Genomic DNA, 24,427 nt, shown 5'->3' on the forward strand with positions numbered 1-24,427 from the left:
CACATGGATTTAAAGAAGCATAAACGGATTTTTAATATCATTTCCCCGGTCTACAATCTTTTCTATAAAGGACAGGTCCGCTCCTATTCGGAGTTGATCGACAGTTACGGCGATGAGGTTGAATTAACCGGCCGGGAGGAAATCCTTGACCTGGGATGCGGTACCGGTGCTTTCGGCGCGGCATTCGCTGCCAGGGGGCATAAAGTAAGAGGCATAGACCTGGCGGAGAAAATGGTGAGCAAAGCGGAAGCCCGGGGACTGCTCTGTAACTCGGGAAATATTCTCGAGGGTGTCTCCTTCGATGACAACTCTTTCGATCTCGTCATCTGTGCCTATGTGGCCCACGGACTGGACAGGGAAAAGAGAAGCGTGCTCTTCCGGGAAGCCGCCAGAATTAGCCGGGGACCGGTTCTCTTTCATGACTACAGCACAAAGAGAAACCTTTTCATCGACATAATAGAATACCTGGAAGACGGAGATTATTTTAATTTTATCAGAACGGGGCTCAGTGAAATGAAAGAAGCATTCAGTTCCGTAAAAGTCATACCCGTCAGGTCCTTCAACAACTGGTATCTCTGCCGTAAGCGAAGTTGATCCGCCGTACGTTACGGTCCGGAGCTGAAAGGGCTTCAATCAGCTAAAAAGAGCTCCGGCACTTTCCTGTCCAGCCAGGACCGCATGGATAAGTTTTCTATATAGCCGCAGTGTCCGCCGTAGGGGAGCATGATTAATCTGACATTTCCATTCACTTTGGCTCTGCGGAAGTCCTCCGCATGAATGATGGGATCATCCTCGGCTGTGATAACCGTTACCGGTACCGCCGCCCGGTCGAGGATTCCCTCTTTGAGAGTGTAGCGGCTGAAATAGTCGGCAGCGCTTGTGCAATCGGAATGCCGGGGAATGAGATCTTCAGTAAGATCCATACAATTATCAGCTCCCTCGATGTGGGAGAAGTCATAAATATGGGGAAAAGCTTTTTGCTTGATGCGAAGCGAAGCTTTCCATTTGCCGAGGAAGTGCCGGCGGATCATAGGATTTCTGTCGAGCCGGACCGTGGCATCGCAGGGATTGAGCGGCGGATTTACGGCGACGACCTGTTTCAGACCGTCAATCATATCCTTACCGCAGAGAGCCGCAATGCGAAGGGCGAAATTTCCTCCGAGGGAAACTCCCAGCAAATAGAGGCTGTCGGAACGATTGTATTCTTCGGCGACATTCCGCACGGCCCCGAAAGTTTCATCGATAAGAGTCCCCATGAAAATTCCGCTGTTTAATTGGTGATTGCCTCCGTGGTCTCTCAAATTGAGGCGGAAAACATCAAACCCGGCGCGAACCAGAGCAGAACCCGTAAAGACCATGTAGGGCGCATCGGCGGACCCCTCCCATCCGTGGATGAGCACAGCCAGTCCCCGGGGTGCATCACCATCGGCTCGCGTCAGAAAGCCCGACAGATGCACACCCTCTCCCGCCCGGACGATAACTTCCTGAGAACACCGGGACAGCGGATTCCCGGCGGCGAGTCTGACCGGGCTGCTGGCAAGCCAGGTTTGAACCATGCTGTTTCGCAGATAAAAAGGCGGCTTGAAGAGCTGATCCGCTCTGTCAGGCACCAATGGTTTTGGCTCCCTTGATCAGCCAGGTGAATCCCATAGCTTCCAGGCCGACTGTCTCGACCACGAGAATGGGATACCACTCGAGAGTTCCCTTGAAGAAGAGAACCAGGACCAGGTACACAGCCGCGCAGAGCATGCTGGTCAGTCCGAGAAGCTTGTACCAGCGGTCGAGTTTGCGCCTCTCTTCTTCTGCGTCGCTGGTATGGTCTGTAAATCGCCAGAAGGAAATAACGCCGAGAACGATGAAAAACAGCGATGCGCAGACCAGATGGATTGTTCCGGACAGGGAAGGCTCCAGTTTCAGAATACCATAAGGCCCGTCGACCCCTTTGACTTCCGTGGGAAACAGTATGACAAGAAGAGCCAGAACTCCTCCGAGACTGGTCAGGATCCGGATAAAAGGTTCCCGGCCTCTGTATGCGACCAGGAGGATACCCGATGCGCCGAGGCACATGACGAATATGTCGCCAAGATTATTGTGGTAATAGGCGCTTAGAGAAAACTCCACTTTCCCTTCGTTGAGAAAAAGGCCGCCGAGAATAAGCAGAACAGGGAGAAAGACTCCCAGATACCCGATCGAGCGCCGGATAATGATGTAGGACTGATACAATAAGCTGTTGTTGTTCATATTTTTAAGAATGATTATACCGTTTCCCTCTCTTTTCTGACAATGGGATCTATATTTTTTTTAACTGTTCACAGAATCCCGAACGCCTGTATTTCCTTTAATCGAATGTATTTGATAATTGCACAGGAAAGTATCAGAATTAAAACATAAGCGGAGAAATACATGAAAATCAAAAAGTTATCATTGAAAATGCAGATTGCTTTAAATCTTCTGTTTCTTATCGTTATGATACCCCTCGGCATTTCAGTCTTTACCACAACCAGCACGGAGATAGCCCATAGAACAAGCATCGAACTTGTTTCCAACACGAAACTCATCAGCGATATGACCCATGTCTATGTCAATTCCACAGTGGAAAACTACCTGAGGGCTATTGCCGAGAAAACAAAGTCCCTTATCGAGATCTACTACAACCAGTACGCCTCCGGAATGGTGACCAGGCAGGAAGCCTTCGCCGAAGCCCGGGCTCTGATTCTCGATAAAAACTATGGAAAAATAGGAACCACAGGCTATATAGCGGGTGTCTCCTCCAAAGGGATCCTGGCTATTCATCCCGCTTCGGAGGGCGTGGATGCCAGCGGCTATGATTTCATGAAAAAAGCCATGGAGATGAAAAACGGTTTCCTCACCTATGAATGGCAGAATACGGGAGAGGATGTCCCCCGGGACAAAGTGGGATACATGTCCTATTTCGAACCCTGGGACATCATAGTCTGGGCTTCCAGCTATAAAAGCGAGTTCCGCTTTCTCGTCGATGAAACGAGGCTGAAGGAAAAACTGAAAAGCCTTAAAAATGGAGAAACAGGATATAACTTTATCCTGGACAGTACGGGCAGGCTGATCTATCACCCCGAACTGCAATCTCTCGATATGAAAAACCTGGACGACCCCTCGATCTCCACCATAGTCAATATGATGTCCGAAGCGAAAATCCGAAACGGCGAAATCATTCAGAACAGCTATATAGGTGAAACCGACGGCCAGGAAAGAATGATATCCATGACCTATTATGAAGAAATGGACTGGTTTATCGCCTCCAGCATTTCCAAAAAGGAAATCTACGGGATTCTCTACACCCTGGGCAGAATCCTGATCTTCATTTCCCTGGGGGCTTTCGTTGTCATGAATTTTGTTATCTTCTGGCTGTTGAAAATGATGCTGACACCTTTGAAGCGGATCAGCTCAGCCGTCAACCAGGTTTCGGAAGGCGATATCAGCCATCAGATAGATATCTATACGGCTGATGAAATAGGCGCCATGACCGGAGACATCAACCATCTGATCGAAGGGCTGAACAAAGTCTTCTGCCGGATGAAACACGATGTGGAAATACTCAATTCGTCGATACAGGACCTCAGCAGCTCGAGCAAGGAAATTGCGACGACCTCCAACGAACAGGCTTCGGCGGTTAAAGAGATCGTTACCACCATGGAGGATTCGGACCAGCTGTCGAAAGGCATAGAATCGATGATCAACGAGGTCTCCAACATAGCCAATGCCACCAAGGAGAAAGTGAAGAACGGCGTCAACAACATTGAGGAAAGCCTGGTGAAGATGAGCGAAATCCGCACATCCAACGATGACACCATTACGGGAATCCGGTCTCTCAGCGAGAAGATCGAAGCCATATGGGAAATCGTCACAATCATCAACAGCATAGCCGACCAGACGAAGATCATCGCTTTCAACGCCGAACTGGAAGCATCGGCCGCGGGAGAAGCGGGCAAGAACTTTCAGATTGTCGCTTCGGAGATCAGGCGCCTGGCCGACAGCACGGTGAACTCCACTTCGGAGATCAAAAGCAAAATCAACGAAATCCAGAGATCCTCCGACAGGCTCATTACCGCATCGGAAGACGGCACGAATAAAATCAAAGAGGGAGACTCGCTGACCCAGAGCCTCCACCAGACCTTCGAAGAGATAATGGAATCGTCGGAAATAACGGCCGGTTCCGCCGACAACATCTCCAGTTCGATCAAGCAGATGGTCGTGGCTTTCGAACAGATACTCCTGACGCTGAAACAGATATCCGAAGGAATCAACAACTTCGTAATTTCCACCAATTCCAATACGGAAATCAGCCAGAAACTGAAAGACATGGCCAACAGCATGGGCACCTTCCTCTCCTACTACAACACGACCGATGTCTGTTCCATGGATCAGTCGATGGAGAGAAAACCGGAGAGCAAAGGCTGATAGAGTTATTTGAAATTGAGAGTGACCGCCCCGTCCCAGCGGTCGGGGGGGTCGCTTCTGTATTCCTCGCAGCGGTCGAGAAACTGGCTTGTGGGAAAATCCTCCGGGAGGATTTCCAGTGCTTCTTCAAGATACTGTATGGCCAGATACCAGTTCCCCATCAGGTACATGGATAGCCCTTTCTGATAGAGCTCACGCCACTTTTCAGGATACAGATCCGGTTCGATCTCCAATGAATAAATCCGGCTCGGTTCCGTTTTCCCCTTGACCCGCGCCACATCGACCAGACGGCAGAAATAGTCGTTCTTCAGCTGATGATACATAACTTCTGAAATAAGAATATGGCGGTGATAATGCTTGCAAAGGCTTTCCAGCCGCGCCGCCAGATTCACCGTATCGCCGATGGCCGTATAGTCGAATTTGACGGAACAGCCTATGTTTCCGATAATGGCGACCCCTTCGTTCAGCCCCACTCCGATATGGAAACCCTCTGAAGGAAGGGTCATGAAAGAAGTGTTGTTTTTGCGGTAGGTCTCTATCATCTCTTTCGCGGCGCGCGCCGCCCTCCCGCAGTTGTCGGTGTAGCTGATGGGGGCGCCGAAAATGGCGAAGATGGCATCGCCGATAAACTTGTCGATAGTCCCGCCGTTATCCTTGATAATGCTCCCCATAGATGTGAAGTGCTGGTTGAGAAACCGGACGATATTCTCCGCGCTGTTGTGTTCGGCTATGTATTCGAAATTCCTGATGTGGGAAAAAAGCACGACGATTTTCCTCTTTTCACCGGTCATAAGGTCCCGTTCTGAAGTTTTTACCAGCAGGTCTTCGATTATGGGAGCGGGCAGAAAACGGGTGAAAGCCCTGTATAGCGTTTCAGTCTCCAGTTCCGAATTATAATGCCGCACCGCCAGTTCCAGGGTTTTACCGCATTTATCGGAGACAAGAGCAGAGAGTCTGGCGGCGGCGCTCCGCTTCTCCCCATCGGAGAGATTTCCGCAGGCCAGATAAGCGGAAAACCACGGGTGGCTTTCCAGAACTGAAAAAATTACTATCCCGATCGTCTTATCCTCAGTTCCCGAACCGCCCGATTGACTGGCGAAAGAACAGGTCCAGTCCGCGTCCACGGGAATAAAAGCTTCGGGCTGTTTTTTTCTGCAGGCCTTCATAATTCCGGTCCTCAGCTCTTCGGTCCAGAATCCGCCGCAATAGAGATGGCGGATTTCCTGCTCTCCTCCCCGGAACTCCATATAGGCGAAATCACAGCCGGTTAAGGCGCATGTCCGCCGCAGAAGCGTGTCGATAACATTCTCCATGGAATTGCCCGCGATGGGCACCCCTTCCAGCTGAGCGCTTGCGTATTCCAGAAAAATCCTCTGTTCCAGACCTTTTTTGACCGTACTGCCGCAGCCGCCTTGCTGAAGCGCAATGGGCGCGCTTTCACCTCTTTTGTTTTTACTGTATAAAAGCCTGTTAATAATCAGCTTGAATTCCTGTTCGTCGGGATCGAAGCGGGAAACCCACAGATTGACGGGTATATGGGAGCCCGGTTTTCTCTCCGAGAGAAGGACGACGGGAATGGAGGAGCAGTCGGCCCGCGATTTGAGACAGAAAATAAGTTCCTCCATCCGGCTGGAAAAACTGTCGCCCATGATAATGAGACGGGGCGACACTTGGGAAAGGGTTTCCCAGAAAACAGCCGGGTCCGTCAGGTGCCTGATGTTCCACGCTTCCAGCCATTTGAGAAAAGATGAGGCGAGCAGCCCCGAAGATTCGCAATAGAGAATATCCGTCACGGCGCGCCCTCCGTATCTTCCCAGAGAGGAATGTAGAGCTCCACGCCATTCTCAAGGCGATCCACCCGTTTCATGGGAAAATCATCTCCCGCCGACTGGAAAACCGATTGGCTGGCCAGAATATGGCCGGGATACTCCTTGGTCAGAGCTTCCAGTTCCTCGGCAATTCCGATGACATCGCCGATAGCCGTGTAATCGGATTTCTCCAGTGAACCGATATTGCCCACAATGGCTTCTCCCCTGTGGAGCCCGACGCCTATGGAATAGCCCGCCTCGGGGAGGATCAGACCTTCCGTATCGACTTTCTTCAGATTTCTCACCATATCCATAGCGGCGATAAGCGATTGCTTTCCGGTGTTTTCCAGAGACTGGGGAACGCCGAAAAAAGCGACTATGGCATCGCCGATAAACTTATCGATACTGCCTCCCGCCCCTTCGATAGCCCCGACCATGGCATCGAAATGGTGGTTGAGGAATTCCACGACCTGCTGGGCGCCGTTCGATTCGGTGATGGTCGTAAAAGAGCGGATATCGCAAAAGAGAACGGTGACCTCCTGTTTGCCCGGCTTGACCGACGTTTTGCTTTTCTCCTGTTCCACCAGCTGGGGTATGATATCCGGCGGAACGAAGCGGGAAAAAATCTGAAAGATCTTCTGCTGCCGCAGCACTGTCTGGTGGTTCTGAAGTATCTTGGCAAAGGGAACGGCCAGTGGATCGAGGAATTCCATGATTCTTCCAATCATCAGCCTGTTGAAATAATGGTTACTCAAATGTCCGAAATGAAAGGTCGCCAGAACATCGCCTTTGTGATTTTTCAAAGGGAGACAGAGATAGGAACTGATTTTCTGCCGATCCATGGAAATTTTATCGAAATCTGTACGGCCGCCGAGAAAAATGGTCTCTTTGGGATTTTCCAGATCCAGACCTTTGAAATAACTGAAAAAATCGCTGAGGCAGAAGCTGCGGAAGTCATTGTAATCCTCGCGGTGGAGCATGGCCGATGGCTTCACATAGGCTTCCACATTGAGATGGCTGCTGAAAAGAAGGACAAGCAGGTGGGGATGGCAGATCTCTTCGAGCATACGGAAAAACTCGGTAATGGCTTTTTCGAACAGACTGGTGGACTGGGGGATTTCCGCCAGGTCCTTTTTCAGACGATTGAGCTGAAGCGATCGAATGAGCCGTTCCACGGAAGCCCGTTCCCCCAGTGAAAATTTAATGGGGAAATCAAAAGCCGTCAGATCCCTTTCTCCTCCGCTGAACCGGGCCGCATCCCTCCAGAGCGCTTCTTTATCCCCCTTCCGGTCTCCGCCCAGGGCAAAAAAGAGATTTTCCCTTCCGAAGGGAATCTGCTCGCCGTAAGACCACAGGGGGAGTAGGTCCGGGGGGAATTCTTCTCTCAAAGCGGAAACCAGATCCAGGCAGAGAGGGTCGGCCAGATCGGCCAGAACGAGGTGGGGTACATCATCGGGACTGTCAAAGGAAAAGTCACCGCCGGGGAAATGCTCGAGGATTGTTTTTTCATCGGATTCGAAAAGCGGCTTGTCTCTTCCCAGATAGAATATCCTACGCATCATTCACTTTTCCCAGCAGGTTCCTCACTTTTTCAAGAAGGCTTCCCCTGTCAAAATCCTTCTTATTGATAATGGCATTGGCTCCGGCTTTCATGGCGCTGTCCTTCAGCCCCGCCATATCTTCGGAACTGACGACTATGACCGGGGTGGACTTATACTTATCCTGCCGTCTCAGGTTTTCGATCAGGGTGATGCCGTCCATGCGGGGCATTTTCACATCGGTGATTATGAGGTGATAGTACTGTTTTTTCAGCTTGTCCAGAGCGTCTATGCCGTCTTCCGCCAGATCCACATTGTAGTGGTCCAGTTCGAGGATGGATTTTTCGATCTCCCTTGTCGTTTTCGAATCGTCGACAACGAGAATCTGCTTGTACTCCTTGCTTCTGGAGGAAAACTTCCGGCGGAACTCGATATTTCTTATCCCTTTGAACCGGTCAATGAGTTCGGGAATAAAGAGGATATTGATGATATCGAAGTTCTCATCGAATACGACGCCCTGTATGGCTTTCAGGTTGACCAGATTGCCGGGGAGGGGTTTGTAGATAAGGGAGGTGAACTGGATGACAGAATCGACAACGATTCCGATTATATCGCCCAGAGACTCGACGATGACAACCGATAGTTTATCGCCGCTGTAACTCTCCTCTCCCTCGAGCAGGGAAGAGAGAGGATAGACGGGAATGATCATATCGCGGAGACGGATGACATTGCGGTTGAGCACCTGAATGACATCGCTCCTCTGGACAATGAGGATCTCCCGGACGAAGGCCGCGGGAATCAGGAACCGCTCGTTGCGGGAAGAGACGAAGAATCCCGCCACAGTCGCAAGGGAAAGAGGCAGGGAGAGAAGGAATTCCGTTCCTTCGCCCCTGGTGCTCTCCAGTGTTATTTTCCCCTTGATGTTTTCGATATTGCTCCGGACGATATCGAGACCCACACCGCGGCCCGACAGACTGGTAACCTTCCTCGTGGTTGTAAAGCCCGACTGGAAAAGGAAGTTGACCAGGTTTCTCTCCTCCATCTCCCGGATCTCCTCCTCCTGATCGGGGTTCAGCTCAAGGGCTTTTTTCCGGATTCCCTCGTAGTCTATCCCCCGTCCGTCGTCGCGGATGGAAATGTTGATGCGCCCTCCTTCGGAATGGCAGCTGATCGATATGTTCCCGGCCTTATCCTTGCCTCCCGCAATCCTCTCTTCAACAGGTTCGATCCCGTGGTCGATGGCGTTTCTCAGAAGATGGATGATGGGGTCGTTGATCTGCTCCAGAATGGTTTTGTCGAGGAGAAGGTCCGTACCGGAAATGGAAAAATCGATTTCCTTGTCCAGCATCAGCGCCGTTTCCTCGACCATCTTTTTAAGAGGGCCGAGCACAATTTCCATGGGCAGCATTCTCAGGCCCAGAATATCCTCCTGGAGCTCAAAACTCATATGTTCCAGCTGGGCGGTTTCCTCGGAATAGGATTTGCGGATTTTCTGGACGAGCTTGACCGTGTTGTCAACCGAACGGGTATACTCCCCCGCTTCGGGGATCCGGTCGGAAATAAGGCGGAATTTATCCTGGATCTCCCGCAATCCCGTTTCCAGTTCGGCCAGGGTTTCATTTTCCTTTTTGAACTTGAACTGCTGGATAATCAGACCGTTCAGCTGTTTGACGATATCGTCGATGACGCTGACTTTTATCCTTACCGTGTCGTAATCCCCCAGACCGCTTTTTTTCTCCTCCGCCACCTCAGAGACCTCTTGAACCGACCCTCTGTCCCTGTCTTCCTCAAGATCATCGAGATTGAACTGAAGGCCCGACATGGCCTTCTGAAAAGCCTGTTTCAGCCGTTTGTGGGGGATATCATCGCTGCCCGTATTTCTTATCGCTTTCAGAGCCAGTTCCATATAATCCACCGAACTCAGAACCAGCTGAATCAGAGGCTTGGAAATAGCGAATCGCCTGTCTTTAACCCCTTTGAAAATATCTTCCAGACTGTGGGCGATCTCCTCGAGAACGGGATAGTTCATCATTCTCGACGAACCTTTGAGAGTGTGCAGCAGCCTGAGCAGTTCGGCCAGGGTTTCCGGGTTGTCAGGATCTCTTCTCAGGGCTATGACAACATCGCTGAGAAGGACGAGGTTCTCCTTCGCCTCATTGAGATAATTGTCTACAAATGCTTCTTTACTTATGGGCATATTAAACACTCCCCGAAGCGAGCTGTTCCCGCTCGCGATTGCAAATCAATTCAAAATAACGGGCGTTGAACCCCTCGAGAAGAAACTGGAAGTCATAGCGGTCCGCACTGATGTAGCGGCGGATCTGCTCGAGCGCGGCCTCCAGATTCTCAAGCTTTTCCTCTTTATTCAGTTCCCTTCCGCCGCTCCGCAGCAGATAATATCGGGAGGGCCAGAGTTTCGGGCAGGCCTCAACCGACGACCGGAAATGGGCCGCCGCCTCTTCATTGCACCCCTTCGAATAAGCGAGATAGCCGGAAAAAAAATGGAAAAGGCCGGGGAAACGGCTCAATTCCCGATCTTTGCCGAGAAACTCTGAAGCTTCTTCAAGATCCTGATTCTCCACAGCGGCGGCAAGATTCACGTACTGACAGACAAGCCCCGAGTCTTCGGGAGGACAGATTTTGCCCCTGCCCCTGTACCGGTTTATTCTCCGGCACAGTTCCAGGTCGTCTTCGGGCAGGCGGTGCCGGACCGCGGTTTCAAGGGAAACGGAGCCGCGAGCAGAGGAAGCCGGAACCGGAGCCGTTTTTTCCGCTACTTTCAAAGGCGCTTTCTTCCGGAAGAAATAGACACCGTGCCACTCCTCCAGTTCAAGCGCCGGATCGGAGATAAGCGCCGTTTCGGAAACGGAGAGGAAAAGAACCCCCTCTTCTTTCAGCTTTCCCGCTAAGCGGCCGATGATCTTCTTCTTGTTATCGGGGCTCATATAAATCAGAGTGTTGCGGAAAAATATCAGGTCCATATCCGGAAGACCGTCAAAGCTGTCGGAAAAAACATTGATCTGTTTTCTATCAATCTCTTCCAGGACGGCTCCTTCAACTGAAAAACTCTTCTCTTCCCTGTCTTTAATGGCCCGGTCCAATAAGTCCCGGAATTCTTCTCCGTCATGGCGGAAAGCCGTGTATCTGTAGGAACCACGGGAAAAAACCTCCAGCATTCTCCCGCTGATATCTGAAGCGGTCAGAGTAAACGGCCGCCGGCTGAACTCTTTTAACAGCGCGTAAAGAGAGAGCGGTTCCTCTCCGGAGGAGCAACTGGCGCTCCAGAGCCTGAGAGGCTCTCCTCCCCGTTCATTCCACCGGGGAATAAAAAAATCGCGAAGAGCTTTAAACTGCTTCTCCTCCCGGAAGAAATAGGTTTCGTTAATGGTAATGCTATTGAAAAAAAGATCCCGCTCTCCAAGGTCGCGATCCAGGAGATTCAGATAGGCCGGCAAATCCAGAGCCTGCTCCTCCATTCGGATTTTCACGAAGTTCTCAACGGTGGAGACATTGCTTTCGGGAACATTCATTCCCGTGGCTCTGAGTATATAGGCATTCAGTTTGTGAAAATCTCCCGCGTTCACACTCCGGCCATCCTCCTGAGAACCGGGCCGATCTCCTCGAGAGAGAGCACCCTTGATGCGCCGCCCAATTCAATGGCGGCTTTGGGCATACCGAAAATCATGGAACTGGCCTGGTTCTGAACAAGCGTCGTTCCCCCTTTATCGACAATAGCCTTGCAGCCTTTGGCGCCGTCCTGCCCCATTCCGGTAAGCAGAACCCCGGCGAGACGGCTTCCGTACTCTTCAAGAGCACTGAGAAACATGCGGTCTATGGAGGGTTTCTGGTTGGCTATAGCCGGTCCGTCGTCCAGAAGGGCCGCCCCTCTGCTGCAGACCAGATGATGGGTCGCCCTTGCTACCAGAACCGTTCCGCCCGTCAGCTTCTGCGATTCCCCCGCAAGGGAAACTTTCAGGTCCGTCGCTTCGTCGAGCCAGTCCGCATAGCCCTGATCGAACCCCAGCTCGATATGCTGGCTGAGCAGAATGGGAACGGGAAAATTCCCCGGCAGGTCGGACAGGACTTTTCTGACGGCTGACGGTCCCCCGGTAGAAGCCCCGATGACAAGCAGATCGAAAGGCTTCCCGATCCCCCCGACACCAGAATTCCCCCGATTGACACCCCTGGAAGGTCCGGTACCGATTTTCAAGGCTCCGAAGCGGGCCACATGGTTCAGAACATTGCGGAAGCCTTTCGTAAAAACAGGATCGTTCATTTTTGTGATATCCGGTTTCGGAACCACTTCCAGCGCCCCGGCGCTTATGGCATCGTAACCGATTTTTGAAACGTCTTCGCTGGTAAACACGATTATGGGCAAAGGAGCGCTCTCCATAATCTGCCTGGTGGCCTCAATACCGTTCATAACGGGCATATTGACATCCATAAGTATGAGGTCGGGCTTCAGCCTGGCCGCCATTTCTACACCGGCAGCTCCGTTGGAAGCCTCGCCGATGATATCAAACCCCTCCCATTCTCCGATCAGGCTCTTCATCATGGAACGGACCAGCATGGAATCGTCAACGAGCAACAGCCTCATACTTCCCCCTTGCGCCCGTTTCGAGCGAATAAAAAAAGAATTTCTGCAAATCAACGAAAAATTGTATCCTCTCCTCGCGGGGGAAACGGCAGCCGTATAAGCCCCTTTTCGAAAACAGGTTCGCCACTCCGGGAGGGAGCAGATTAAACTCACCGAGATCCATAGTCCGGATTTCAGCCTGACTGGTGACAATCATTCCCATATAACGTGAGGAAAGACCGTTGGTCCTGGATAAAAGCCTCAGAAGAAAGTTCCTGGCCGTCTCGCTGAAATCTTCCGGTTCCATGATCAGCGCCAGCTGAGTCTGCCCGGTCTGACCGCAGCGGAACAGGTTTTTCAGACAGCTGTTCATATCAAAAAGAAGAACTTTCTCGCCATTGTACCAGCTCCAGTTTGCCAGATAGGGCTGCCCTTTTTTCAGAGAAAAAATCCCATCCAGAGTGGTGCTGCCCGAAAACTGGTTCCGGTCAACCAGGAAGTCCAGAGTCTGATAATGAAGCTGAAGAAAATCGTGCCGGCCTTCATTAGAGTGATGCAAGATCGTTCTCCAGTTTTTTCAGTGTATTGTCCAGATTCAGGACAAAAATTTCATTTCCGTCCTCCTGGGGAGATATGGAACCCATAAAAAAGTGTTCCTCATCGACAGTGGAGGTAATTCTGTGAAGCTCGCTGTCGGGCAGTTTGACAATTTCGATCACTTCCGAAATAAGAAGGGCCAGCTGGTCATCCTCTCTGCCCAGAATGAGGAAAGTCGACGAATCAAGGCTTTCCCTATCGAAAATAACCTGCAGATCCAGCACTGTATAGGGCTCGCCGTGCCGATTGATAAATCCTCTGATATAGGGCGGAGTGAAGGGAACGTAGAAGATGGGAACATTTCCGACGATCTCCCTCACCTCCTCGGCATATAAAGCGTATTTCCTGCTGCCGATGGTAATAATCATATATTTGCTGATGACCACATCGAGAGCTTCTTCCTCCGTCTGGTCGCGGTTTTTAGCTTTTTCGATTCTGTCCAGGAGCCCGCTGCTGCCTGTATCCATTTCGGAAAGGGGACGCCTCTTCCGTTCTTCCATAACCAGAGCCTCCTTCAGTGGAAATCAGCATCGCCTCGATAGAGATGAATTTTCTTGATTCCATCGCTGAATCCTATGTGATTGATCAGCTTTTCTATGACAATATCCCGGGCTTTATCTTCTTCGGCAAAGGACAGGCCTGCGGAATACAGGGATCTGTTTTCCTCCCGCCTGACCCATCGTACCACCGAATCGAATTGCAGCCTTTCCTCTTCGAGGCCGCCACCTCTGGGCAGAGCCACCTTCAGGGTTATGAGGGAATCTTCGCGCAGGGGCTGTTCGGTCAGGAGCAGACACCCTTCGGTGGTGATATCAGCCAGAAAACCGAGAGGTTCTCTCTCTTCATTTTCAAAAACTTTGAGATAATAATAGAGTGTACGTCTGTGTTTTTCCCGCAAACTCCCGCTCCTTAAAGATATATACTTAAATTCTAAATTAGAGAGCGGGAAAATTCAAAAAATACCTTACGGGGCGTGCTTTAAATCGGGCCGGGCGGCCCAGGCGGCAAAAAGGCGAACGCCGAGGTAGACAACGCGGGAACGGAAACGGCTCATACCGTCTTCCCGGCATATTTTGAGCATTATCAGATCGGCATCTTCCCGGCAATCGGGGTTCAGATACTCGCCCCTCATAAGCTGATAAAGTGCATCGTGAACAAGCGATCCGCGCATGAAATCGGGTGTATCGACAGCCGGCCCACTGGGGCCGTCCCAGGAATAGCCTTTTTTAATGAGAAGCTTTCCCTCGACAGACATTTCCAGATAGGTCGTAAGAACAGGAAGAATCAACTCCATGCCCGTGTCATAAGAATAATCTTCTTCCAGAGTGTATTTATACTTTCGTCTCTTTCTGTATTTTATCAAAAGAATCTCCTCAGAAAGCATGATAGTATTATTCTAAAATATCAGCCAGCATTTTTATTCACCGGCGGCGATTATCGAGTAACGGATATAGGTTTTATTCCTTTTCGCCCTTTTAAAACGGAACCAGAAAAAATAACGGGAAGACATGGATGCCACACTGACGCTGATGGATATAGCCAGATATGAGAGCGCCACGGCAGCCAGATAAGGAGCGGGCATAGAGGCGCTGAGCACTTTGAGTTCGAACATCATGGCGATAAGGGAAACGACAGAATAAAGCGCACCGAGAAGATAAATGGAATCAAAGCGCTTTTTCACGATTTGCGAAACAGGACAGTCGCCGAGCCCCCAGTTGACCATGGCGCTGTAAATAAAAACGAGCAACGCCGGCAGAAGAAATGCCGATCCGTTTTGGAATTTGCCGTTCAGCGCGATAAGGACGGCGCCGCTTGCAAAAAAAAGGACGAACTGGAAGTTGAGTATGTTTCTGATGGTTCTGGACATATAGTGATCTCCTTGCTTTACTTTTGTACTTAACACTTATTAAGCAAAGGCTATGCCAAACTCCGAGAGTCCCTTAAAAGGCATGACTCGATAAAGAAACAACACAACATACAAATCTATTTGTACTTACCCAATTTTATTTGTTCTTATTCTCCTCTTTTTTCCTTGTCTTTTTATCTCCATTTCATTATTTCTAATATATGAAATACTTTATTCTAATTTTATTAGCTTTTATTACTTCTCCTTTCTACTCCCAGTCAATCTCGCCTTCGAGCATTTATGATTTCACTGTCAAAGATATAGACGGACGGGATGTCCCGCTGGACAGCTACAGAGGAAAAGTGATCATGATTGTCAACGTCGCCAGCAAATGCGGTTACACCTATCAGTACGAAGGACTGGAATCCCTCTACAAAGATTATGCCGGAAATGATTTTGTCATACTGGGATTTCCCTCGAATGATTTTCTCTGGCAGGAACCGGGAACGGAAGAAGAGATAAAAAACTTCTGTTCGGTCAATTTCGGAGTGACCTTTCCCATGTTTTCCAAGATAAAAGTCACGGGGCGCGATAAAGAGCCGCTCTACGAGTTTCTGACATCAGATGAGACAAACAAAGATTTCTCCGGAAGGATAACCTGGAACTTCAACAAGTTCCTGATTGATCGCGAAGGGAATATCGTGGACCGCTTCGACTCCAAAACCGAACCGCAAAGCGAAGAAGTGCTGAATGCTCTGCAGAAACTCCTGTAAAGGGAATAATTGAGATTATTTCCCTTCCAGCAGTTTCTCAATCCCGTATTTCTTATCGATGGAAATGGCATCACCGGCCACGCCTCTATCAAGGAGATAGCGGCCTGTGTCGGCCAGGAACTGATCAGAGCCGATGATGTAGTAAAAATTATCGGCCTTTGACAGCGTTTCATCTATTCCCTTATAGAAGTCAGCTCTGTCGCTGAAAAAGCGGAAGGAAAACCCTTCGGCTGTATGCTCCTCCATCTGCTTCATGAAATAGGATTTACCGGTTTTATCGATATTCAGACAGCTGAAAGAAAGAATCCCCCGGGGATCAACTTCATAATCTCTGATATAGGGCCGGCAGGTGGATATGGCAACTCCCATAGTGATAAAGACCAGGTTTCTCCCCTCTCTGATCAGCGGCATCCTGTTGTTTAAGCCATAGACGAAAAGTCCGTCGCCTTTTTTCAGCCCTGACAACTTTGTTTTAAAGTCCGAGGCGGATGAACGAATCCGGGTCGTGAATTCGAGAAAGGGCTCATCTTCGTAGGAAACGATTGACATATGCCGCTGGAAATCCTTATCGATCTCCTTTACACCCGTAGGAGGCTTCAGGCTGAAATGTCCGTTCGCTCCCGTCTCCCAGATGAGATTTTCCGGCCGTGTGCAGCGGAAAGTAAAAGTGATATCATCATTTCTCTCGATGCTGATGATTTCTATATGTTCTGCGGTTATATCTTTTTTTTCACTCACTGAAGAACACTCCTTTCCTGTAAAAAATTATCAGAAACGGCCGGGAAGTCAATAGTTATTATTATCCCTTTGTATAAGGTCCCCTCATTTCAGGAGGCAGGAGGGCTGCCAACTCATGCATGATCAGATCTGTCATTTCCTCTCTTTTTTTCGAATCGGCCTTGCCCGGAGATTCCAGATAAATCGGCCTGCCGGCGCGAAGCGTAATCGGCGTTCTCCTCAGGCGCTTGAAATTGGACCAGAATTTTTCCGTTCCCGCATGGGCAAGAGGCAGCACCGGCGCACCTGTTTTCAGAGCCAGGGTTACGATGCCCGGCCGCCCCTTCTGCAGAACACCTGTGCCGCTGCGGGTTCCCTCCGGAGCCATGCAGAGAAAGCGTTTCTCCTCCATGGTTTTCACAACCTCGCGAAATGCCTTGAGATCGACTTTCTCCCTGTCCACGGGAATGGCGTCAAAGGTGTTGAAAAGAAATTTAAGGAATGGCGTATCCCAGGTCTCCTTTTTGGCGAAACCGCGGACTGAACGGGGATGGAGTACAATCTGCATTAAGGGAGCATCGAGGAAATTGATATGATTGATGCAGATAATAACAGGCCCTTCCAGCGGAACATCTTTCAGTCCGGAGTCATCGATCCGGCAGAGCATTGTCAGAACCGCTTTCAGGAAGGCGTTTGTCAGAGTGCGGCGAATTATCATCTAAGTATGAATTATCCTTAGGGGACCGGGAATGCAGCTGACCTCAAGTTCCCTGCCGTCAATACAGACAGTTTCGCCATCGGCGTGAACGACAAGCCCCCCGTCCAGTGCTTTAATATGAAAATGATCAGCGCGATCCATCGTAATCCCCTCCAGTCCCCGCTGCGTTCCCTTCGTGTAATGAAAGATAGTCTTCATCAGCTTGAACCGGGTTAAGTGGTCGACCATACAGAGATCGAGCATTCCATCGTTATTCACAGCATCGGGAGCCATATAAAAGAGCCCCCCCATGCGCCGGCCGTTCATCAGAGAAATCTGAATCACCCGTCTGACGATTTTTTTATCACCGTAAACCATTTCGACTTCCGGAGAACCGGAAAACTTGATAAGGGTTTTCATCGTTCCCGCTATATAGGCGAAGGCATCGTGAACATGCTTCATCTTCGCAGCCTCCAGTCCGACGACCGTGTCGAAACCTATTCCTATACCGTTACCGAAATACCGGCCACCGGGGTAATCGCCGCCTTTAACGAGGCCGAGATCAAGAGGCGAACTATTGCCTGATTTCAATACATGCAGCGCCTCATCCAGCCGGGCCGGAACATGGCCTCCATAGGAAAAATCGTTTCCTCTTCCCATGGGGAGTACGCCGAATAGAGGAATCTTATCTCCCCGGCCCTTCATCAGCCCGTTCAGAACCTCATTGCATGTGCCGTCTCCGCCGGCGGCGATAACCGCGACATCCGGCACAGAAGCGAAGGAAGCCGCCAGATCGATGGCATGGCCGCTGCCTTCAGTGTATTTTATGGTGTAATTGATTTTTTCCTTTTTAAAAAAAGACTCCACCAGGGGCAGCTTCTTCAGCGCCGCACCTTTTCCCGCGGAGGGATTGAAAATAATAATGTGATTTTGAATCATGAAACATTATCAGTTCAGTGCAAAGTATTGTAAAGATAAAATTACCTGTATTTTTACAGATTGTGCATCGTAAGGGAATTCCGGGACTGATTTTGCAATCCCGGGCTCCCGGCTCCTATCGGGGAATTTCATCCCCTCGGGGCTTTACATTTTATCCATCTTTATCTGTTTGAGAAGCTCTTCCGTTTCGCCGCCGTTCCACATGGCCAGAACTTTTCCCATGGAATCGATCTGCACAAAGGTATGCTGATAGGTAATTTCGTATTTTTGCTTCAGATCCGCCGAATCATCATAATCGACTGAGAGAAGATTGATCCCTTCCAGTTTCATGGCATTCATCTCGAAATCTTTGACAGCGGCCCGGCAGGTGGGGCACCAGGAAGCGTTGAAGAAGAGAACCGTGGGCGTTTCCTCCGCCATCATCATGGCCTTATCCATGGAGACGAAATCCATAAGACCTCCGCTCATGGCGGACATCTCCATGGTATCATCTTTTTCCATCGAATCCATCTCCATTGAATCATGACTATCCTGACCGGCCATATCCTTTTCTCCGCTTGCGAAAAGGCCGAATGAAAGAGCAAAAAAGAAAGCAGTGATAATTGTAAACAGTTTCATGTGTTTACCTCCTGCTTACAAAGTTAGTTCCCAAATGTCACAAAAATGTAACGGAAGGATAAATAGTTCATAAAATCAGTAAAGATTATTTCCTCAGGATCTTCTCCATGGCTTTACCCCTGGCCAGCTCGTCTATCATTTTATCGAGATAGCGGATTTCCCGCATAAGCGGATCTTCGATTTCCTCGACTCTGACGCCGCAGACGACTCCTTTTATGAGAGTCCGGGAGGGATTGGGAGCCGGGCTTCCGAGTATGAATTTTTCGAAATCCGTCTCCGCTTCAATATGCCTGTCCAGCTCTTCCTGACTGTAACCGAACAGCCAGCCGATGATTTCGTCGACTTCAGCTTTGGTCCTTCCCTTTTTCTCAGCTTTGGCGATATAGAGGGGATAGACGTTTGAAAAGCTCATGGCAAATATTTTGTGTTTTTCCATGGGGAGAATATACAAAGAATGCGGCGGATGGTAAAACATCATGTTTATTGTATTTTTCTATATTGCGATTTATTCTGATAAGACACTGATATAAATGAAGGAAACTCCCTTATGCCCCAAAAATCTGCTATAGAAAACTGGATCGATAACCACAGAGAACTGCTTCTGCTTACCATAATACTCCCCTGGGGGAAACTGTTTTCATGGAAGGACCGGCTGATTTCCTTTCTGACCCGCCCCGATCCGAAAGACCATGAAAAGCGGGTCCATAGAGTCGTCTCCGATGTCCGCCGCCTGTCCCGCCAGGCGAAAGAACTCCGCACCGACAGAAGGGGAAACCGCTCCTTAACCACGCGGATTAGCGATAAAAGCCAATCACAACCCATAGGGATCAGGGATTTGAGAAGCGTTGTCTCAATAGATGAAGCCGGGATGACTGTTCGCGTCGAACCGTTTGCCACCATAGGCGACGTGGTCTCCCATCTGGATAAAAAGGGATATCAGCTGGAGACGGCCATCGAAATGAAAGGCGCAACCATAGGCGGCCTGGTTCTGGCCATCGGCATGACGACAAAGTCCCATATAACCGGCTTGATGCACGATATCGTCGAGGCCTATGAAATCGTCACAGCTGAGGGAGAACTGCTCAGGGTAACAAAAGAAGGCGAACACGCCGACCTCTTCCGGGCCATTCCCTGGAGCCATGGCACTCTCGGTTTCCTCGTGGCAATTGAAATGAGAATTATCCCGGCGACGCCTTACGTCCGGCTGGTATACCGCCCTTTTTACAGTCTCGAGACCTATTGCGAAGAGCACAGCCGCCTGCTCCATTCGGACAATCCCCCGACTTATCTGGAAGCTCAGGTTTTCGGACGGAATAAAGCCGTTATCATTGAAGGCTATCCCGCCGGGAAGGAGGAAGCCGGAGACTTTCCCGTCAACGATGTAAACAGCTGGCACAAACCCTTCTTTTTCAAACATGTGGAATCGATGCTCGAACTGGGAGAAGGGAGAGATTTCAGCGAACTGGTGCCTCTCACGTCCTTTCTCATGCGCCATGAAAGGAGCATGTGCATGACCATGGGGCAGATTGTCCCTTCGGCAAACAATGTGTGGTTCCGCCGGTTCTTCGGCTGGACCCTGCCCCCCAATATGCCCCTTCTCAAAAGCTCGCGCCCGACAGAAGAGCGGGAGAGATCGATGAAAAGGCAGGTCTATCAGGATTTCGCTTTTCCATCGGAACATCTTCAGGGAATGCTGGAACATCTCCATGATGAGTTCGAAATCTATCCCCTGCTGATCTACCCCTGCCGGGTTTTCGACCGGGGAGGCATGGTTCGTCTGCCGGGACAGAGAGCTGTGGAATGGGACGGAACGGAGAGAAGCGCTCTCTACTTCAACATCGGGATCTATGGCGAGCCCAAAGCCGTAAGAGAAGGAAACTTTGATTACCCGACGGTTAACAAAGTAAGAGAAATCGAGCAGAAAATCAGCGATCTGGGGGGATTCCTCCACACATATGTGGATATTTTCAGTACGAAAGAGGAATTCGAGGCCATGTTCGACCACAGCCTCTGGAGAAAAATGCGTCAGAAATACGGAGCCGAAGGCGTTTTTCCGGAGATTTATGATAAAGTCAAACCGGAGCTGGATCCGCTGCAGTTTGTAAGGTGAATAATATATGACATTTCTTTATATCATAACAGCCCTCTCTCTTTTAGTTTCCCTGGTTTTCAACAGAAAAAAGACCGGCAAGGCTATACTCTCCGGCGCTAAGAAACTCTGGAAAATAACCCCGCCCTTTCTCTCGGTCCTCATGGGCGTATCAGTCGTACTCTATCTGGTCCCGCAGGAGATGATTTCCCGGACTCTGGGGGGGAGCTCCAATTTCGCATCTCTTATCACAGCCTCCCTCATCGGCTCCATTACATTCATGCCCGGCCCCATCGTCTATCCGCTCTGCCGGATACTGGTGAATCAGGGAGTGGCGTACAGTATCATAGCCGCATTCTCCACGACACTGATGATGGTGGGGGCCATAACCTTCCCCATGGAGAAATCCCTCTTCGGCTGGAAGTTCGCCTTAATGAGAAACCTGGTCAGTTATTGTATCGGGCTGGCGATCGCCGCGGTATTCTTCCTGGTACAGGGGGTTCTCATATGAAAGATACAAAGAAAAAATTCCCCGTCAGAATCGCGCTGTTTGCTGTTTTCTTCGGCTTTATCGCTGTTTCGCTCATAACAGGCTATCAGCCCGGCAGGGATCTGGGATCCAATTTCCTCTCCTTCTTTCTGGAGATGGTTCAGGTCCTTCCGGCCGTGTTTATTCTCATCGGGCTCTTTGATGTGTGGGTCAAAAGAGAAACCATAGAAAAGCATTTGGGACAGGGAGGAGGAGCAAAAAGCTTTTTCTGGGTCTTCATACTGGCGGCTCCCATGGCGGGAGGACTTCTTCCGGCCCTGCCTATTGCCCATGAATTGCATAAAAAAGGTGCACGATTTACGGTTGTACTGGCTTTTCTCGGCGCGGTCGGGATCGGACGGGTTCCCATGGTCCTCTTCGAATCGACCTTTCTGGGAATCCGTTTCAGCCTTATCCGCCTGATAGCCTCCATCCCGCTGGTTATCGTCACAGCCGTATTTATGGGACGATATCTCGATAAAAGCGGATATAGGATTCCCGGAGAAGAGCCTTGACCGACGACAGGAAGAGCAAAGTCAGCAAGATGAAAAAAGTATTAACAGGACATTGCTTCTACTGCAAGGCAGCCATATATAACAGTGAGGGATTCCGCTCTGTTCCCCTGGGTTGCGATCCCTCATTTATGGTATGTCCGGATTGCGCCGATTCGGCAGAAAATGAAGACGTCGATCTGGAATCCCTCGACGAATCTTAAAATAAACTGGCCGATCGGCAATTGACGAATTAAATTATCAATATGAATATATTTACAGTGAACTGGCTGGCTCTGGTAATATCTATCGTATGGTCTATGGGTTTGGGAATGGTCTGGTACAGTCCCAAATTATTTTTTCCCATCTGGCAGAAAGCGGAAGGGATTACCGATGAGGATATGAAGAATTCCAATATGGGAAAGACTATGATTTTCGGCTTAACTGCTAATTCCCTATCGGTTTATTTCTTCGGGATTCTCGTCAATCTGACCGGGATTGCATCCTGGCAGGGCGGCCTCGGCCTGGCGGCTCTCGTCAGTTCAGGAATCATCACGGCTTCTGAAATCAATAACGGAACCTTTCGGATGACCAAACCGGTGGTTTACCTCATTGACGGCGGATACCGGCTGCTGATGCTGATCCCGGCTGGGATACTGTTCTCCATACTTTGAGAAAGCACCCCGCAGAGATCGCTTAAATTTCGATCAGCTCGTATTCCCGGCTGCCCAGCCCTATCCTGACTCCATGGTCCAGACATTCCGTCCAGTCCGTATCGGGATGGGTCATCGTGTAACGGTCTTGGTGATGATGTTCGATGTTGCCTGCGAGTTTCTCACCCAGAATGCTATTGCTTATAACCGGCATTTTGTTCGACAGATCGGCGCAAGCCTGATCGAGTGCAACGGGATCGAGAGAGACCAGCATCCCCACATCGGGAATGATGGGGATATCGTTTTCCGAATGGCAGTCGCAGTTGGGCGAAACATCGGTAATCAGCGAAATATGAAAGCAGGGCCTGTCCCGGCAGACCGCTAATGCGTATTCCGCCATTTTCCGGTTCATAACCGGGATGGAGGTTCTCCAGTCCGCCCCGATGGCATCGACGGGACAGACAGCGATACAGCGGCCGCAGCCCACGCATTTATCCTGATCGATATGGGATTTTCCATCTTTGACAATGACCGGAGCATCGTGAGCGCAAATCTTCTGACAGGCTTTGCAGGCGATGCAGGCTTTTGAATTGATATGGGGCTTCCCCTCGCTGTGCTGTTCCATCTTCCCCGCCCGGGAGGCGCAGCCCATACCGATATTCTTGACAGCGCCGCCGAAGCCCGCCATTTCGTGCCCCTTGAAATGAGTCATGGAGATGAGAATATCGGCATCCATAACGGCCCGGCCGATTTTCGCCTCTTTGACATATTCGCCGTTGAGCGGAACCACCGCTTCATCGGACCCTTTCAGTCCGTCGCCGATGATAACATGACAACCGGTCTGCAAAGGGGAAAACCCGTTGAGATAAGCCGTATCCAGGTGATCCAGGGCGTTTTTCCGGCTTCCCACATACAATGTGTTGGAGTCGGTCAGAAAGGGTTTGCCCCCCAGCTCCTTGACATAGTCCGCCACAACTTTGGCGTAATTGGGTCGGAGGAAAGCCAGGTTCCCCATCTCTCCGAAATGAATCTTGATCGCCGCATATTTATCTTTAAAATCGATATCCTCCATACCGGCGCGCTTGATCAGCCTGTGGAGTTTCTGCAGGAGATTTTCCTGTGTGGTGGTTTTAAATGTCGTAAAATAGACTTCTGGTTTCATAAATTCCCCGTTTTAAATTTTCTTTCTGTATTTCATTCCATGGTAAAATATGGAGTTGGCTCCAGGTCAATAACTTTTTCTGATGATTGGCATAATTATGCAAGGAGGCGTAAACTATACAACACAATCAAAAAAGGATTCCTATGAAAATGAAACATCTGTCAGCCTTATTCCTGCTCTTCTTATTGAGCTGTTCTCACACTCCTGAAAAAAAAGATTACCTGGGAGTCTACAGCATTATCAAAGTTCTGGAGGGGGAAGAATCGATTCAGATTTCCCCGCTGTTGAATCAGATAGAATTAACCGATTCACTCTACATCTACAGAATTGACAGAAACGGAGATAATCTGTTCTCCTCCGATGAAATATCAAAAACCGCCTATACATTCTCAGTCGACGATGAAGAAAACCCCTTTATATGGCTGGCGGGAAATGAATCCAATATTTATCTGCTAGATGATAAATACTACGACAGGCTTTTCAGCAGGATCGATGAAACCGGCAAAACTGTCATACTGTATACGAAAAAAGTGAGGTGAGGCGTGAGAAAATTCTTATCAATTTTATTTGTGATAATCCTTTTCCCGCTTGCTTCACTGTTATTTAACTCCTGCAGCCAACAACCGGAAAAATCCGATTTCTACGGAAGTTACAAGCTGATAAAAATCAGGCAGAACGGATCCATACTGAATATTGACACTCTGGCGATGATCGAGTTGACCGATGAGCTCTACACATCGGCGATCGACCGAAACGAAGATTATGAACTATCGGAAGAGGAAATTGTTTCGGTGGCCTATTCTTTTCATATTGATGATGAGAACGAACCCTATCTTATAATCAACAAAGATCCGGCCAGGGTGTATTTATACAAGGAAGAATTTTTCGATCTGGTTTTGAAGAAGATCGACGGGCTTGGGAATGAGACGGTTATGTATTTGAAGGAGTGATTTGATA

The 24,427-nt window shown here is 49.7% G+C and carries 28 protein-coding genes; 10 read left to right on the forward strand and 18 right to left on the reverse strand.

Annotated elements, in window-relative coordinates:
• Positions 1-3 precede the first annotated feature (3 nt).
• Complete coding sequence (locus tag HNR50_RS17355; RefSeq protein WP_184748064.1) at positions 4-594, forward strand: class I SAM-dependent methyltransferase; 591 nt, start codon at positions 4-6, stop codon at positions 592-594.
• A 35-nt stretch (positions 595-629) separates the two neighbouring features.
• Here the strand turns inward: HNR50_RS17355 and HNR50_RS17360 are convergent, their stop codons facing one another.
• Both HNR50_RS17360 and HNR50_RS17365 read right to left on the reverse strand, forming a co-directional pair.
• On the reverse strand, positions 630-1,610 hold the full coding sequence (locus tag HNR50_RS17360; protein ID WP_184748065.1) for an alpha/beta fold hydrolase: 981 nt from the start codon (positions 1,608-1,610) through the stop codon (positions 630-632).
• Entirely contained in the window at positions 1,603-2,241 is a 639-nt protein-coding gene (locus tag HNR50_RS17365) for a DUF998 domain-containing protein (RefSeq protein ID WP_184748066.1), read from the reverse strand. Before HNR50_RS17365 ends, HNR50_RS17360 begins: the two co-directional genes overlap by 8 nt.
• Before the next feature lie 162 nt (positions 2,242-2,403).
• On the opposite strand from HNR50_RS17365, the gene HNR50_RS17370 reads away from it, so the two are divergent.
• A complete protein-coding gene (locus HNR50_RS17370) occupies positions 2,404-4,437 on the forward strand; it encodes a methyl-accepting chemotaxis protein (RefSeq protein WP_184748067.1) in 2,034 nt (677 codons plus the stop codon).
• A 5-nt stretch (positions 4,438-4,442) separates the two neighbouring features.
• Here the strand turns inward: HNR50_RS17370 and HNR50_RS22790 are convergent, their stop codons facing one another.
• The 10 genes from HNR50_RS22790 to HNR50_RS17420 all read right to left on the reverse strand — a co-directional run bounded on the left by HNR50_RS22790 (position 4,443) and on the right by HNR50_RS17420 (position 14,823).
• The gene (locus HNR50_RS22790) at positions 4,443-6,230 is read right to left on the reverse strand and encodes an adenylate/guanylate cyclase domain-containing protein (RefSeq protein ID WP_184748068.1); all 1,788 of its coding nucleotides are present in this window, start codon (positions 6,228-6,230) and stop codon (positions 4,443-4,445) included.
• Complete coding sequence (locus HNR50_RS17380) at positions 6,227-7,807, reverse strand: adenylate/guanylate cyclase domain-containing protein (RefSeq protein WP_184748069.1); 1,581 nt, start codon at positions 7,805-7,807, stop codon at positions 6,227-6,229. The genes HNR50_RS22790 and HNR50_RS17380 overlap by 4 nt, the downstream gene beginning before the upstream one ends.
• Positions 7,797-9,980 carry a hybrid sensor histidine kinase/response regulator gene (locus tag HNR50_RS17385; protein WP_184748070.1) on the reverse strand — a complete coding sequence of 728 codons (2,184 nt, stop codon included), beginning with the start codon at positions 9,978-9,980 and terminating at the stop codon, positions 7,797-7,799. The genes HNR50_RS17380 and HNR50_RS17385 overlap by 11 nt, the downstream gene beginning before the upstream one ends.
• 1 nt (position 9,981) lies before the next feature.
• Positions 9,982-11,367 carry a CheR family methyltransferase gene (locus HNR50_RS17390; RefSeq protein ID WP_184748071.1) on the reverse strand — a complete coding sequence of 462 codons (1,386 nt, stop codon included), beginning with the start codon at positions 11,365-11,367 and terminating at the stop codon, positions 9,982-9,984.
• Entirely contained in the window at positions 11,364-12,380 is a 1,017-nt protein-coding gene (locus HNR50_RS17395) for a chemotaxis protein CheB (protein ID WP_184748072.1), read from the reverse strand. Before HNR50_RS17395 ends, HNR50_RS17390 begins: the two co-directional genes overlap by 4 nt.
• Positions 12,361-12,918, reverse strand: a complete 558-nt coding sequence (locus HNR50_RS17400) for a hypothetical protein (RefSeq protein ID WP_184748073.1) — start codon at positions 12,916-12,918, stop codon at positions 12,361-12,363. The genes HNR50_RS17395 and HNR50_RS17400 overlap by 20 nt, the downstream gene beginning before the upstream one ends.
• Positions 12,905-13,456 (reverse strand): chemotaxis protein CheW, encoded by a 552-nt coding sequence (locus HNR50_RS17405; RefSeq protein WP_184748074.1) that lies wholly within the window; start codon positions 13,454-13,456, stop codon positions 12,905-12,907. Before HNR50_RS17405 ends, HNR50_RS17400 begins: the two co-directional genes overlap by 14 nt.
• A gap of 14 nt (positions 13,457-13,470) precedes the next feature.
• Positions 13,471-13,854 carry a PilZ domain-containing protein gene (locus tag HNR50_RS17410; protein WP_184748075.1) on the reverse strand — a complete coding sequence of 128 codons (384 nt, stop codon included), beginning with the start codon at positions 13,852-13,854 and terminating at the stop codon, positions 13,471-13,473.
• Between the two features lie 66 nt (positions 13,855-13,920).
• Complete coding sequence (locus HNR50_RS17415) at positions 13,921-14,319, reverse strand: DUF1353 domain-containing protein (protein WP_221439926.1); 399 nt, start codon at positions 14,317-14,319, stop codon at positions 13,921-13,923.
• A gap of 54 nt (positions 14,320-14,373) precedes the next feature.
• Positions 14,374-14,823, reverse strand: coding sequence for a hypothetical protein (locus HNR50_RS17420; RefSeq protein ID WP_184748076.1), 450 nt, complete (start codon positions 14,821-14,823; stop codon positions 14,374-14,376).
• Positions 14,824-15,023: 200 nt separating this feature from the next.
• Between HNR50_RS17420 and HNR50_RS17425 the strand changes: the two genes are divergently transcribed.
• Complete coding sequence (locus HNR50_RS17425; RefSeq protein ID WP_184748077.1) at positions 15,024-15,575, forward strand: glutathione peroxidase; 552 nt, start codon at positions 15,024-15,026, stop codon at positions 15,573-15,575.
• Between the two features lie 15 nt (positions 15,576-15,590).
• Here the strand turns inward: HNR50_RS17425 and HNR50_RS17430 are convergent, their stop codons facing one another.
• From HNR50_RS17430 to HNR50_RS17450, 5 genes are all read right to left on the reverse strand, one after another.
• Complete coding sequence (locus tag HNR50_RS17430) at positions 15,591-16,313, reverse strand: ferredoxin reductase domain-containing protein (RefSeq protein ID WP_184748078.1); 723 nt, start codon at positions 16,311-16,313, stop codon at positions 15,591-15,593.
• Positions 16,314-16,374: 61 nt separating this feature from the next.
• Positions 16,375-17,010: a lysophospholipid acyltransferase family protein gene (locus HNR50_RS17435; RefSeq protein WP_184748079.1), complete on the reverse strand. Its 636-nt coding sequence runs from the start codon at positions 17,008-17,010 to the stop codon at positions 16,375-16,377.
• The gene (locus HNR50_RS17440) at positions 17,011-17,928 is read right to left on the reverse strand and encodes a diacylglycerol/lipid kinase family protein (protein WP_184748080.1); all 918 of its coding nucleotides are present in this window, start codon (positions 17,926-17,928) and stop codon (positions 17,011-17,013) included.
• Between the two features lie 144 nt (positions 17,929-18,072).
• Positions 18,073-18,546, reverse strand: a complete 474-nt coding sequence (locus HNR50_RS17445) for a thioredoxin domain-containing protein (protein ID WP_184748081.1) — start codon at positions 18,544-18,546, stop codon at positions 18,073-18,075.
• Positions 18,547-18,631: 85 nt separating this feature from the next.
• The gene (locus HNR50_RS17450) at positions 18,632-18,982 is read right to left on the reverse strand and encodes a DUF2200 domain-containing protein (protein ID WP_184748082.1); all 351 of its coding nucleotides are present in this window, start codon (positions 18,980-18,982) and stop codon (positions 18,632-18,634) included.
• A 111-nt stretch (positions 18,983-19,093) separates the two neighbouring features.
• On the opposite strand from HNR50_RS17450, the gene HNR50_RS17455 reads away from it, so the two are divergent.
• From HNR50_RS17455 to HNR50_RS17475, 5 genes are read left to right on the forward strand one after another with little or no spacing between them, the layout of a single operon-like run.
• Positions 19,094-20,656, forward strand: a complete 1,563-nt coding sequence (locus HNR50_RS17455; RefSeq protein ID WP_184748083.1) for an FAD-binding oxidoreductase — start codon at positions 19,094-19,096, stop codon at positions 20,654-20,656.
• 7 nt (positions 20,657-20,663) lie between these two features.
• A complete protein-coding gene (locus HNR50_RS17460) occupies positions 20,664-21,146 on the forward strand; it encodes a hypothetical protein (protein ID WP_184748084.1) in 483 nt (160 codons plus the stop codon).
• The gene (locus HNR50_RS17465; protein WP_184748085.1) at positions 21,143-21,679 is read left to right on the forward strand and encodes a permease; all 537 of its coding nucleotides are present in this window, start codon (positions 21,143-21,145) and stop codon (positions 21,677-21,679) included. Before HNR50_RS17460 ends, HNR50_RS17465 begins: the two co-directional genes overlap by 4 nt.
• Complete coding sequence (locus tag HNR50_RS17470) at positions 21,676-21,879, forward strand: hypothetical protein (RefSeq protein ID WP_184748086.1); 204 nt, start codon at positions 21,676-21,678, stop codon at positions 21,877-21,879. Before HNR50_RS17465 ends, HNR50_RS17470 begins: the two co-directional genes overlap by 4 nt.
• A 42-nt stretch (positions 21,880-21,921) precedes the next feature.
• Positions 21,922-22,329, forward strand: a complete 408-nt coding sequence (locus tag HNR50_RS17475; protein ID WP_184748087.1) for a DUF1761 domain-containing protein — start codon at positions 21,922-21,924, stop codon at positions 22,327-22,329.
• A gap of 22 nt (positions 22,330-22,351) precedes the next feature.
• On the opposite strand, the gene HNR50_RS17480 is transcribed toward HNR50_RS17475, so the two are convergent.
• Positions 22,352-23,470 (reverse strand): DUF362 domain-containing protein, encoded by a 1,119-nt coding sequence (locus HNR50_RS17480; protein WP_184748088.1) that lies wholly within the window; start codon positions 23,468-23,470, stop codon positions 22,352-22,354.
• A gap of 149 nt (positions 23,471-23,619) precedes the next feature.
• On the opposite strand from HNR50_RS17480, the gene HNR50_RS17485 reads away from it, so the two are divergent.
• Together HNR50_RS17485 and HNR50_RS17490 are read left to right on the forward strand one after the other, a co-directional pair.
• On the forward strand, positions 23,620-24,009 hold the full coding sequence (locus HNR50_RS17485; protein ID WP_184748089.1) for a hypothetical protein: 390 nt from the start codon (positions 23,620-23,622) through the stop codon (positions 24,007-24,009).
• A gap of 30 nt (positions 24,010-24,039) precedes the next feature.
• Positions 24,040-24,420: a hypothetical protein gene (locus HNR50_RS17490; protein ID WP_184748090.1), complete on the forward strand. Its 381-nt coding sequence runs from the start codon at positions 24,040-24,042 to the stop codon at positions 24,418-24,420.
• Positions 24,421-24,427: the final 7 nt, after the last annotated feature.

Source organism: Spirochaeta isovalerica, from assembly GCF_014207565.1.
GTDB classification, from domain to species: Bacteria; Spirochaetota; Spirochaetia; order DSM-2461; family DSM-2461; genus Spirochaeta_F; species Spirochaeta_F isovalerica.

Excerpts from the sequence above, each read along its gene's own strand:
- HNR50_RS17355 (WP_184748064.1), top strand. The coding sequence starts at position 4 with ATGGATTTAAAGAAGCATAAACGGATTTTTAATATCATTTCCCCGGTC.
- HNR50_RS17365 (WP_184748066.1), bottom strand. The coding sequence starts at position 2,241 with ATGAACAACAACAGCTTATTGTATCAGTCCTACATCATTATCCGGCGC.
- HNR50_RS17370 (WP_184748067.1), top strand. The coding sequence starts at position 2,404 with ATGAAAATCAAAAAGTTATCATTGAAAATGCAGATTGCTTTAAATCTT.
- HNR50_RS17380 (WP_184748069.1), bottom strand. The coding sequence starts at position 7,807 with ATGATGCGTAGGATATTCTATCTGGGAAGAGACAAGCCGCTTTTCGAA.
- HNR50_RS17385 (WP_184748070.1), bottom strand. The coding sequence starts at position 9,980 with ATGCCCATAAGTAAAGAAGCATTTGTAGACAATTATCTCAATGAGGCG.
- HNR50_RS17395 (WP_184748072.1), bottom strand. The coding sequence starts at position 12,380 with ATGAGGCTGTTGCTCGTTGACGATTCCATGCTGGTCCGTTCCATGATG.
- HNR50_RS17405 (WP_184748074.1), bottom strand. The coding sequence starts at position 13,456 with ATGGAAGAACGGAAGAGGCGTCCCCTTTCCGAAATGGATACAGGCAGC.
- HNR50_RS17420 (WP_184748076.1), bottom strand. The coding sequence starts at position 14,823 with ATGTCCAGAACCATCAGAAACATACTCAACTTCCAGTTCGTCCTTTTT.
- HNR50_RS17425 (WP_184748077.1), top strand. The coding sequence starts at position 15,024 with ATGAAATACTTTATTCTAATTTTATTAGCTTTTATTACTTCTCCTTTC.
- HNR50_RS17435 (WP_184748079.1), bottom strand. The coding sequence starts at position 17,010 with ATGATAATTCGCCGCACTCTGACAAACGCCTTCCTGAAAGCGGTTCTG.
- HNR50_RS17440 (WP_184748080.1), bottom strand. The coding sequence starts at position 17,928 with ATGATTCAAAATCACATTATTATTTTCAATCCCTCCGCGGGAAAAGGT.
- HNR50_RS17445 (WP_184748081.1), bottom strand. The coding sequence starts at position 18,546 with ATGAAACTGTTTACAATTATCACTGCTTTCTTTTTTGCTCTTTCATTC.
- HNR50_RS17450 (WP_184748082.1), bottom strand. The coding sequence starts at position 18,982 with ATGGAAAAACACAAAATATTTGCCATGAGCTTTTCAAACGTCTATCCC.
- HNR50_RS17455 (WP_184748083.1), top strand. The coding sequence starts at position 19,094 with ATGCCCCAAAAATCTGCTATAGAAAACTGGATCGATAACCACAGAGAA.
- HNR50_RS17460 (WP_184748084.1), top strand. The coding sequence starts at position 20,664 with ATGACATTTCTTTATATCATAACAGCCCTCTCTCTTTTAGTTTCCCTG.
- HNR50_RS17465 (WP_184748085.1), top strand. The coding sequence starts at position 21,143 with ATGAAAGATACAAAGAAAAAATTCCCCGTCAGAATCGCGCTGTTTGCT.
- HNR50_RS17475 (WP_184748087.1), top strand. The coding sequence starts at position 21,922 with ATGAATATATTTACAGTGAACTGGCTGGCTCTGGTAATATCTATCGTA.
- HNR50_RS17480 (WP_184748088.1), bottom strand. The coding sequence starts at position 23,470 with ATGAAACCAGAAGTCTATTTTACGACATTTAAAACCACCACACAGGAA.
- HNR50_RS17485 (WP_184748089.1), top strand. The coding sequence starts at position 23,620 with ATGAAACATCTGTCAGCCTTATTCCTGCTCTTCTTATTGAGCTGTTCT.